The organism is Candidatus Korarchaeota archaeon NZ13-K (genome assembly GCA_003344655.1).
Classification (GTDB): domain Archaea; phylum Korarchaeota; class Korarchaeia; order Korarchaeales; family Korarchaeaceae; genus Korarchaeum.
In genome coordinates, this window is the sequence record MAIU01000034.1 from 1 (window position 1) to 10,634 (window position 10,634).

Consider the following 10,634-nt stretch of genomic DNA (forward strand, 5'->3'; position numbering starts at 1 on the left):
ACAGGTGATAAGGGATTATCACAATCATAGGCTCAACTTCTACGTTAGACCGGCCGATCTGGTCTAGGAAAGATCTCTTGAAGCTGATATCTCCTCCTCAGGAAATCCCTGAGCGGAGTAGGGTCATCCAGCTTGAAGAGGTGCGTTAAGTGTCCCCTGGCATCTGAACAGCCGAATCCCGGAATTATAGGATCCCCAAACATCATCAACACACAGAAGAGCTCCTCCTCGCTAACATTAGGTAGCGCCAGGACCTCCTCAACCTTCACTATCTCGCTCTCGGTCAGGTAATCCACGTGCCACCTCAGGCGCTTCCCCCTCCTGAGGTGCCTGGAGACCCTGGCCATGAGCCCACCGGGTCCGTAGGCCGAGCCGACGTAAACGAGCGTCCCCTCCGGTACCTCGAAGTCCCCCAGGCTCCCTATCTTCAGGGAGCCTCCCTTCGACCTCATGATAAGGGCATAGGATCCCTTGACGCAGCTCAACGGATCAGCTCCTCCAGGCTCCTCAGCAGGTACCTGGGGCGCGGAACCAATCCCCTGGGGTCGCTCGAGGGATCCCTCATGAGGAGGGCCGAGTCCATTCCGGCCCTCATGGCGCCTAGGACATCTGTCTCCGGGACGTCCCCTATCACGAGAGGCCTCCTGGCGCCCAGGTTGGAGGAGACCCGAAGGAACATGAGGGGGTTCGGCTTCCCCACGACGACATCGGGCCTCCTACCGCAGGCCGCCGATATGGCCGCCACTATGGCCCCGGCCCCTGGCGTGAAGCCCGATGGGGTGGGGAGGAGCCTGTCCTCGTTGGTGGCCAGGAAAAGGGAACCCGAGATTATGTTCCTGACGGCAGCGCTCAGCTTCCCATAATCGAAGCTCCTATCCAGGCCGACGCAGACATCCCCCTCCTCCGATATCTCAATACCGGCCTCCTCCAGCTCCCTGAGGAGCCCGCTCTCCCCTATGACGTAGCACCTCCTGAGGCCCAGCTCGCTCGAGATGCTGGCCAAAACGCTCGCGCTCGTGAAGACATCACCCTCGGAGACCCAGGGGATGCCTATCGATCTGAGCTTGGCGGCAAGATCCCTCCTGTGTCTGGTGGAGTTGTTGGTCACGAATGCGATATCGATAATGCCCCTGAGGGCATTGACGGCCCTCACCGAGCTCTCTATTGGCTTACCGTCCAGCCAGATGACCCCATCTATATCAAGTATGAGGAGATCATACTCGCTCAAGTTCGGCCCGGGCACGTGAGGAGATCAACCTCCCCCTGCATTCCTCGCAGGGCAACCAACCCTTCCTGTCAACCTCCCAAACGGAGTTGCTGAAGCTCATGACGCACCTCGCATTCCTGCAGTGGACCAGCCCCAGCATGTGACCCAGCTCATGGGAGGCCTCCTTCAGTATCCTCAGGAGGAACAAGCCATCGTTCTCGCTGTTACCGTAGAAAGCGGGATTCAGCCTCGCTATGTAAACTGCCCCGAATCTACCTCCAACCTCGGCCTGGCCGAAGACGAAGTTGGTGCCGAGGGAGCGGGCATCACCCTCTACCAATGCCAGAACCCTCTCATCCCTGTTCCACCTATCGATGGCTCTCAGGTAGTTGAGGAAGGCCTCGCTCATTATCTGAGAGCCTCCCTTTGAGTAGACGAAACTCGGGATCTTCAGGGGGTTCTGGTCTATCCTCACCTCAACCGGATAGGCCCTAGGGAGATTATCCTGGAGATGCTCCAGTATCCAGTAGTAGACGAAGCCGGCCGGGACTATCCTGACTGGGATCCCTTCCATCATACCCCGATCCTCCGGGGGCGGCATCCTTAAAAAAGCGGTGTTCATGCGTTCATCATCGCATCCACGGAGTTTCCTCCTCCATAACCTTTTGGCAGGGCTATTGGGTCATGGGTGGCGGTCTGGCCCAATGGAACGATCGCATTCTAGCTTATAGCATCTCTCATTCCCAGATGGGCTCTTGGGAGGATGCTTCCCTCATATTAACCCTCCGAGGGCATTCGAATTCAACACATATAACTTCCCGAGCATCAAGTACTTCGATGCGTTAAGGCCCCAGATGGGCCATCCAGCGAGAGGTCTTAATGGCATCCAATAAGGGAAAGTCCCCTAGAGGGAAATAGCGAGACTCTCCTCAGGATCCCTCGGCCCTTCCCCTACCGACCCCTGAGTAGCCCCCAGATCAGGCCGAGGAGGAACCCGCCCAGGTGAGCCAGAACATCCACGTTCGCTGAGAAACCACCGAATATGACGAAGATAGCTATGAACAAGGTTGAGGGATTGAGCCTCCTCGTGAACCTGTACTCCATTGCCATCATGTAACCGAGGAGCCCCATGATCGCGCCTGAGGCCCCGACGCCCACGGAGAGCTCATCCACGAGGGCCGAGAGGAGGTTGCCGGAGAGTCCCGAGAGGAGGTAGAGGGCCGAGTACCTTGACCTCCCTAGGGAGATCTCGACGATCCGTCCGAGCACGTAGAGGGCATACATGTTGAGGAAGAGGTGCAGGAGGTTGGCGTGAAGGAATATTGATGTGAGGAGGGTCTCGTACCTACCGCTTACCAGGTAGGAGCCGGAGCTGCCGTATGCTATGAGGATCGACTCGTCCGCCCTGACTAGGCCTGGGGATGTGAGGAAGTAGACGCCCGAGTTGAGGCTTATCAGGAGGGAGGTTACCTCCGGGACGTTGAAGTACCTCCTGAGGAGGATAATCGATGTGAGGAATGAGAAGATCCCGGTGAGTGAGCTGATCAGAGTGATCATTTCACCACCTCATTAAGTACCTCATGAGCTCCGCGGTTGCGAGGAGGGATGCCTTCGGTCTTGAGATCAGGAGCTTAAGAACTTTAGCCTTGGGAAGCGCCCTCAACGGAAGGGCCTGATGATCCGTCTCGAAGATCTCCAGGACCTCCTCATGCTCCCTCAGGTCCCTGAAGAGGGAGTCCAGCTGCCTGGCGGACAACCCCTCCAGGTATCTCCTCAAGGCCCTTCCCAAGACCACCTCATCCCCGTTGATCCTCCACCAGTTCCTCTCGTAGGAGATGAGGGCCTCATCCATGCTATCCCAAAATCTCCCCAGAGCATCAGCCAGTAGCTTCGCGGCCCTGACCGCGAAGAGAACTCCACCCCTGCTCAGGGGCTTCACCTGGCCAGCCGCATCCCCCAAGAGCGCGAACCCCTTGCCCCGGAACCTTTCCCTGATCCTCCTCGGGATTACCTTCCCCTCGAGCCTCCCCAGGGAGGTTCCGCACTCCCCGATTATTAGGTCCCTGAGGGGATCCCGGGGATCCCCTATGGCCCCCACCTTCGCGTGACTCCCCCAGGGCTGAATCCAGGAGAACTTGCTTCCCCCCAGAAGCCTGACAACGTAGCCATCACCCACGCTGAAGCCGCACTCAAGCTGGAGGCCCAGCTCCACCTCCAAGTCAGGGAGACCATTCGCCCGGGCCACTGACGAGAGCGTCCCATCTGCCCCGACTATGAGGCTGAATGAGACGACACCCCCCTTTATGAGGGCCTCGTTCCTTGAGAGGAGACCCTTGAAGGGTGTCGACAGCATGCCCCTTGCTCCAAGGGAGAGAGCGAGCTCCCAGGTCTCCTTATCCATCTCCGACCTGTTCACAACCTTGGCCAGGGGCTTGGATACCTCCAGCTCCACCCCGCCCGGGGACACGAACTTGGCTCGGTTCACCTCGGAGAGGACCCAGTCCTCCGAGAAGAGGACAAGCTCCCTGAGGGCGTCGAAGCCAAGGATCCCGGAGCAGTGATGGGGATGCCCCGCCCTCCCCTTTCTCTCAACCATGATAACTTCGAATCCCTCCTTGGACAGGAGCGAGGCCAGCGTTGATCCGGCTATCCCACCGCCCACTATGAGGACATCGGCCCTCAAGGGGATTACCTTTCCAAGAGGGATTCGAGGTTCTCCGGGACCCTACCCTGAAAGAGGAGCCTGCCACCCATTATGGCTGCCGGGACCCTTTTGATGCCGAAATCCTCTATCATCTTGAGGCCCTCGCTCTCGAGGGCCGACACCTCCCTGAAGGAGTAGCCCCTCATCGAAGCCAGCTTCCTGAGCCTGACGGCCGTCTCAAGGGATTCAGGACATAGGGGAGATACAAGCAGTACCAGCTCCCTCACTTCTTCGCCCTCAGCCTTCTCCTCCAATTGGGGTCACCCAGCACGTAGGTGTAGGGTCTGACCTTATCGTTCTTCACCAGCAGGCCCTCAAGGAGCAGTTCCCTTATGTACTTCCTCACGGTGACCTCGCTCAGGTTCAGCTCGTTGGCGATCTCAACGGGCTTCATCTCCCTCCCATATTTCTCCAAGAGCTCCAGTATCCTGTACTTCCCGACCATCGGGGGCTCCGTCCTCTCCAAGGACTCCGCGATCTCCTTGTAGAAATCCCTCTCAGCCCTTGCCTTTGCTATCTCACTTATCAGCTCCCTGTAACGCTCCTCGCACCCTCTTATTAGCTCGCCTCCGGAGTCTGCGGTTTCCGGGGTCCACCGGAGGTACCTGTGCAGGTCATTGGAGATCCTCCTAACCACCTTGCTGTAGATGGAATCCAGAAGATCCCCGACGAACCCCACTATGGCGTTGACCTCTTCCTCATCCAGCTCCCTTATGCTGCCCGACTCCATGAGAAACCTCACATCCTCTGAGAAGTGGCTCAGAACCTCCTGCTTCTGGGATACGAAGAGCTCGTAGAGGCTATCCGAGAGGAGCCTGGGTATCTCCCTCACGACCTCCAGCATCCTCCTGTAGGAGTCCGAGAGCCTGTAGAAGGGAGTGTCCTCGTAAGGATAAATCTTATTCAGATAATTCATGTGATCGTTATACTTTGTCTGAATCACATTTGTAAGCATTATTCCATTCCCCTCCATTATCCCGCTTCCCGGGCCCATGTCCGGGCCCCTTCCCCTTACTGGGCGGGCTCATCTATATAACTTCGACTAGTCGTCTCATTTCAGCGAGGCCGGTTTTACTGAAAAATCTATTCGGATTTTGTCGATCCTTGGAGCGTAGCTTGAGACCACTCTGTAGCCGACGGACCTGACATCCAACCCCAGGGAGAGGGCCTCCCTCCTGAACAGGGCCTCGGCCTCCCTCAGGGCGCCCTCACCCCCCCAGTAGTAGAAGTGGATGAACCCCCCATCCCCGGAGAGGGCGATGAGCGCCTGCCTCACGTAGGAGTAAGCCCCGAGGGGGAGGGGCATGATCACCCTGTCGAACCTCCCGCTCATCGCCGGCACGACGTATGCCACGTCCCCCTCCACGGGGAAGATCCTGTGGCCCAGCCTGTTGATCCTCACGTTCTCCTGGAAGTACCTGACCGCTATAGGATTTATCTCAACTCCGACCACCTGAACTCGCCTCCTCATCGCTATCGCTATCGCATACGGTCCAACCCCTGCGAACATGAGTAGGATGAGCTCCCCGTCTCTGCAAAGCTCTGAGATCATCTGTCTCTCAGCGGCCTCCCTGGGGGAGAAGTAAACGAGCCTTGGATCGAGCTTGAGCCTGTAGCCGTGCTCCTTGTGGATGACCTCCGTCTCCGGGGAGCCAGCTATGAGCTCCAGGGGCCTGACCCTGTGAGCCCCCTCACGCCCACCAGACTTCCTGAGGACGGACTTCACGTGGGGGTGTCTCCTCATCACCTCCCTGGCCAGCTCCAGGGGGTCAGCTCCCTCCGGCACCTCAACTATGGCAACGGCCCCCGTCTCCCTGGAACCTATGAGATCGTAGGCTATCCTCAAACACCGTACGCCCTCCTAGCATTGGTGGTGGTTATGTAAGCGACCTCCTCGGGACTCAAACCCTTCAGCTGAGCTATGAAGTTCGCTGATCGAACTATGTTAGCTGGCTCGTTCCTCTCGCCAGGATCGGGGGAGAGCACGGGGGAATCGGACTCCAGAACCATGCTGTCCATCGGCGTGGCCTCGGCCACGGATCTCACGTTGGAGGACCTCAAGACGTTGGTTGGCACGCTGATGAACCATCCCCTCCCAGCGGCGAACTCCACATCGCTCTGCTTCCCGCCGAATGCGTGCAAAATCACCCTAGTAGCTCCCTCCTCATCAAGCAACCTCAGTACCGGTCTCTGAGCCCAGAGGCTGTGAACTACAAGGGGCTTATCGATCTCCTCGGCCAGCCTTATGAACCTCCTGAAGACCTCCTTCTGCCTCTCCTTCCCTGGCCCTCCCATGGAGGCCACCCTGTAATCCAAGCCCACCTCCCCGACAGCCACTATCTTATCGTAGCTGGAGGTTATCAGCTCCATAACCCTGTTGACCTCATCCTCATCCCGATAATCGCTCACATCAAGCCCTATGGATATGCTGACGAGATCGCTCCCATCGAAGTGGGAGAGGGCCTTGACGGCTTCATCGAAGCCCAGGGGGGAGGTGACAATCCCGATCAGGCCCGCCTTCCTGGCCCTAGCCAAAACCTCCTCCCTATCCTCGTCGAAGGACACGTCCTCCAGGTGGCAGTGGGCGTCGAAGAGTATCATGCTAATCACCAGAGAGCCTCTCCCTAAGCCTGCAGAACGCGCATATCCTTCCGGAGGATGGGTAGCCGCACCTCTCACAGAGCCTAAGGTCCCTCTCCGGGTGATCCATCCTCTTGGCGAGCTCCCTCAGGCTCAATACCATGTTGACGAGGGAGGGCGGCCACCTCCTCCTCAGCTCGTACAGCAGCGGCTTGATCACGGCCTGCTTATCCACTCCCTCATTGGGGCACTTGGTCCTGCACGTCGGCAAACCCTTCAGCTTGACGTAGTTCATGGAGTCGGAGTCGCTCAGCCAGAATAGGGGCTTGACCCTCCCAGCCATCCTGAACTGGGGGATGGGTTCCGTGACTGAATCGTACTGGTGGAGGAGGTAATCGAGGGAATGAGTTATCAGATTGTTCAGGCCGAAGTAGGCCATGTCATCAAGGTTGTGCCCGGTGGCCACGTAATCGTAGCCCCTCTCAACGGCGTGCCTATTTAGGAGGTACCTGTTGACGACCCCGCAGACGAAGCAAGCAAGCCTAGGATCCCTGGGTACCTCTATCCCCCAGTCCCTCAGCTTTATCACCTCACCTCTCACGGATAGGCTTGATGTGAGTTCCTCGAAGACCCTCAGGCAATCCTCGGATCCCGTGTCTATGATGACGGCCCCCAGTCTCAGGTCGTACTTGCGAGCCAGGAGGCTCGTGGAGTGGATCGCCGCCACAGAGTCCTTTCCCCCTGATATCCCGAACAGTAGGGAGCTCCCCCTCCTCAACCTCCTGAGCACACGATCCACCCTCTTGAGGAAGTACCTCTCGAAGTGCTCCTCGCAGAGCCATGATCCCAGGTTCTCAACGTGGACACTCGCCTCCCTGTCGCAGTGAGAGCACCTCATTCCCATACCTCGCGAGGACCCGCGGATCAAATTTATATAATTCTCCGGGGGCGCGTGATGCCGAGGGGCCGTGGCCCAGCCTGGCGTCCCCCTATGATATGGGGGCACTGCCCTGGAAAGGTAGGGCGGCGGGCTCCAGTCCCTGGAGCAATGAGGGGGACACCCGTAGGACGTGGGTTCGAGTCCCACCGGCCCCACCACCCCATCAGGGGGAGTGGTTCCGACGAACATTGCGGTCATCAGGTCCAGAGACCCCAGAGTGAGGGAGGCGGTGAGGTACACACTGGACTCGCTGGGGCTCTTCTGGGAGGAGGTTCGTGAGCCGGACCCGATAAGGCACATGGTCTCGATATTCCCTGAGGAGGCGGAGTTCGTCCCCGTGGTGACGCCATCGATATTCGTGGGCAGCACGGCCTTGACCTACTTCGGCGGTGATAAGGTGGAGATGAAGAAATCCCCTCCCATGCCGGCCGGGTTCCTGGAGATCGGCAGGGAGAAATCCCCTTTCTTCGGCTCAAAGTACACCTTCGACTGCGAGCGACTGTCGAGGACTAATCCAGTCTTCAGGAGGGACAATCACGTGCTGATAGGCTACGACCTCTTCAGGACGGTGGCCTACTTCCTCGGAGGAGCCGAGCTGTCGCTGGGGATGAGGGGGGTTAAGACCCCGGACAACAGGATAAATCTGAACGCGATATCTGAGATAAGAGGGGTTCAGACGAGCGTGCCCACCGTGGACGTCCATGCGAAGCTCATTCTAAGCTCACTGCTGCTCCTTCACAGGATGGAGGGACTCCCCATGGTCCTGAAGAGGATATCTCCCCCCGGGAGGAAGGGGGCGCTGGCGGTATCCGTCCCGATACTCAGGGTGAGGAGGCAGAGGTCGATCCTCGCCAGGATAAAAGATTTCTTCAGAAAAAGGGAGATATGGGTGGAGAGACTCGGGAAAATGGATAAGCCCCTGGCATTCTTCGCCGGGAGGGGGGAGGACTACAGACCTTCAGAGATAGGAGAGATACTGACTTCGATTGAGGAGAACGGACACGAGGTTGGGCTTCTTGCCTCTCCCAAGGCATCAGTTAACCAAGACGCTATGCTAGATGAGTACAGGGAGCTGGCGGAGGTTCTCAGGAGGGGAGACCTGGGGATCAGGTTCAGGATCATAGAATCGACCGTAGTGGATGCCTGGGAGTCGGCCTCATTCGTCAGGGCGAAGTACACATTGGTTGGCGATCTCCTTCAAGGTTTCGGGTATGCACTAGGTGTCTCCAGGCCCTTCAGGGTGGGGGGCTCGATCTGGAGCATCCCGGTTGTGGGGAGGGTCAGGGGACAGTCCCCGGTGGCCGAGGTCCTGAACGATATCGTGAGGAGGGGCAGCTTCGTGGCTCTAGATGCGCCGACGGAGCTGGGGGTCATGAGGCTCTTGGAGGAAGCCCTTACGAGGGACCTGTGGATCACCACCCCATCGAAGATGATAGAGAGGCTCGAGGAGGTGGGGGCTGTGAGGGGATCCTTCAGATACGATAGGAAGTACCTGGAGGGCAAGCTGACGTCCCCCTCACCCGTCAGGGAGGTGCAGATAGTCGTTATAAGTCCTGAGGGAAGGGAGTCCATCTTGGACATCTCCTTGGAGGCCAATAAACCGAAGGAGATCAATCTGAGGGTCTGAATCTCTTGGATAGGGAATGGGCCATCTTCAGTGGGAATGGCTGATTCCCTTCCCTCCAGAACCTCTCGGCAGCCTTAACGGCGCTCCCCAAGTCTGACATGTGGCCCGGGGAGAGGTAGCCGCCCCTCACAATGATCCCCACTTCCCTCCCCGCGAGAAGTATGCGATCCCCCCTCAGATCGCCGACGAGCCGGGACTTCGCGACCCCCACCGAGGGCCTGCCGAGCAGGAGACCGAGATGGGAGGCCTCACCGAATCCCCTGGGGTGCATCAGACCGTGCCCGTCGACGAATATAACATCGAAACTGCACCTCATGGCGGCGGGGAGCATCCCTCTGAGCTCCCTGAAGGCGAGGTATGTCGGAACGTAGGGCACCTGTGGGACGAACCTCTCGAACCTGGTCTCCAAGATCCTCATGCTCTCATCGACGGTCACGCAGCAGGCCACGGCCTCCTCGCCCCGGTAGCTGACATCTACTCCTGCCGCAACGCTGACGTCCCTCAGCTCCTCCAGGATGACCCTATCCGATAGCCTCACCTGGTCGGAGGCCATCACACTGAAGACGGGCCAGATCTCAAGGTCCGTGAAGATCCTCCCGGCCCTGGCCCTCAGGAGACTACCCTCCTCCCTCAGCCTCTCCTCAGCACCGGGAAGGGGCTCCAGGCTCGATGAAACCACCCTCCACCATGGCAGATCCCGCTCCACCCTTGAGATCTTGAGGAGCTCGTTCTTAACGGCTAGAGCGGCCCTGGGATCCCCCAGCGCCTCAGCTATGACCTTGAAGGTGGTCACCTCCCCCCAAGGGATCCGCTCCACGGCATCCCTCAGGATCCTCTGGAAGGCCGTGAGGGTCATGTGCATCCCTTATATTTGGGAGGGTCCCGATAAATCGATGACCAGGGACCCGTTAGGAGCTCTCAAGTCCTCCTTCGTCGATGAAGTGAACTACGTGATGGGGCAGCTGGGATCCAGCGCTCGCTTCAGCCCGCTGCAGGTGTCCAGGGTTCAGAGGGAGATCTGCAGCTACGGCCTGCCTGTGGGATTCAAGCTGGCTAAGGAGCTGGGGAAGGATCCATCTAGCTCTGCGGAGGAGGTCCTAAGGAGGATGGATCTAAGCAAGGTGGCTTATGCCTCGGATGCGTACGTGGAGAGGGGCTACCTGAACGTGAGGGTGGAGAGGAGGAGGTTCTTCGGGGATGTGATAAGACTGGCCGCCGGTGAGGAGCTGGGGAGAGGGGAGAGGAGGGGGATCAAGATCATGGTGGAGCACACGAGCGTGAACCCAGTTCACCCCCTCCACGTGGGCAGCGGGAGGAATGCTGTGATAGGGGACTCCTTCTCCAGGATCCTGAACTTCCTGGGATGGGACGTCAGGAGGCACTACCTGGTGAATGACTGCAACATGCAGGTGGCCATACTGGCGGCTGGAAGACTTAGAGTGAGGGATTTGAAACCGAAGGGGAAGATAGATCACTGGTTTGGGCTGATATATGCGATCTCGAATGCCTCTCTTGAGATCTGGAGGGCCAAGATGGGCCTCCCCTCGGACTCGAAGGTCGAGGACTGGGTGGAGAC

At 58.6% G+C, this 10,634-nt stretch carries 13 protein-coding genes and 1 tRNA gene; 3 read left to right on the plus strand and 11 right to left on the minus strand.

Translation table 11 applies throughout. From position 1 onward, the window contains the following. Positions 1–44: 44 nt before the first annotated feature. From BA066_04705 to BA066_04750, 10 genes are all read right to left on the minus strand, one after another. Entirely contained in the window at positions 45–485 is a 441-nt protein-coding gene (locus BA066_04705; GenBank protein RDD53373.1) for a GIY-YIG nuclease family protein, read from the minus strand. Beyond that, positions 482–1,243, minus strand: coding sequence for an HAD-IIA family hydrolase (locus BA066_04710; GenBank protein RDD53374.1), 762 nt, complete (start codon positions 1,241–1,243; stop codon positions 482–484). The genes BA066_04705 and BA066_04710 overlap by 4 nt, the downstream gene beginning before the upstream one ends. After that, positions 1,215–1,829 (minus strand): Zn-dependent protease, encoded by a 615-nt coding sequence (locus BA066_04715; protein ID RDD53375.1) that lies wholly within the window; start codon positions 1,827–1,829, stop codon positions 1,215–1,217. Before BA066_04715 ends, BA066_04710 begins: the two co-directional genes overlap by 29 nt. 329 nt (positions 1,830–2,158) lie before the next feature. Further along, entirely contained in the window at positions 2,159–2,764 is a 606-nt protein-coding gene (locus BA066_04720) for a rhomboid family intramembrane serine protease (GenBank protein ID RDD53376.1), read from the minus strand. Position 2,765: 1 nt separating this feature from the next. After that, on the minus strand, positions 2,766–3,914 hold the full coding sequence (locus BA066_04725; protein RDD53377.1) for an NAD(P)/FAD-dependent oxidoreductase: 1,149 nt from the start codon (positions 3,912–3,914) through the stop codon (positions 2,766–2,768). Further along, positions 3,896–4,165: a hypothetical protein gene (locus BA066_04730; protein RDD53378.1), complete on the minus strand. Its 270-nt coding sequence runs from the start codon at positions 4,163–4,165 to the stop codon at positions 3,896–3,898. Before BA066_04730 ends, BA066_04725 begins: the two co-directional genes overlap by 19 nt. Continuing rightward, on the minus strand, positions 4,135–4,905 hold the full coding sequence (locus BA066_04735; GenBank protein ID RDD53379.1) for a winged helix-turn-helix transcriptional regulator: 771 nt from the start codon (positions 4,903–4,905) through the stop codon (positions 4,135–4,137). Before BA066_04735 ends, BA066_04730 begins: the two co-directional genes overlap by 31 nt. Positions 4,906–4,962: 57 nt before the next feature. Next, positions 4,963–5,757 carry a class I SAM-dependent methyltransferase family protein gene (locus tag BA066_04740; protein ID RDD53380.1) on the minus strand — a complete coding sequence of 265 codons (795 nt, stop codon included), beginning with the start codon at positions 5,755–5,757 and terminating at the stop codon, positions 4,963–4,965. Then, on the minus strand, positions 5,754–6,512 hold the full coding sequence (locus BA066_04745; GenBank protein ID RDD53381.1) for a TatD family deoxyribonuclease: 759 nt from the start codon (positions 6,510–6,512) through the stop codon (positions 5,754–5,756). Before BA066_04745 ends, BA066_04740 begins: the two co-directional genes overlap by 4 nt. A 1-nt stretch (position 6,513) precedes the next feature. Further along, positions 6,514–7,395, minus strand: coding sequence for a hypothetical protein (locus BA066_04750; GenBank protein RDD53382.1), 882 nt, complete (start codon positions 7,393–7,395; stop codon positions 6,514–6,516). 95 nt (positions 7,396–7,490) lie between these two features. Between BA066_04750 and BA066_04755 the strand changes: the two genes are divergently transcribed. Further along, a tRNA-Trp gene (locus tag BA066_04755) sits at positions 7,491–7,589 on the plus strand. A gap of 14 nt (positions 7,590–7,603) precedes the next feature. Next, a complete protein-coding gene (locus tag BA066_04760) occupies positions 7,604–9,058 on the plus strand; it encodes a hypothetical protein (GenBank protein ID RDD53383.1) in 1,455 nt (484 codons plus the stop codon). Here the strand turns inward: BA066_04760 and BA066_04765 are convergent. Beyond that, positions 9,042–9,920, minus strand: a complete 879-nt coding sequence (locus tag BA066_04765; protein ID RDD53384.1) for a hypothetical protein — start codon at positions 9,918–9,920, stop codon at positions 9,042–9,044. The two genes, BA066_04760 and BA066_04765, sit on opposite strands and share 17 nt — an antisense overlap. A gap of 31 nt (positions 9,921–9,951) precedes the next feature. Between BA066_04765 and argS the strand changes: the two genes are divergently transcribed. Continuing rightward, the coding region (argS, locus tag BA066_04770; protein RDD53385.1) for an arginine--tRNA ligase at positions 9,952–10,634 on the plus strand (683 nt) is incomplete at its 3' end.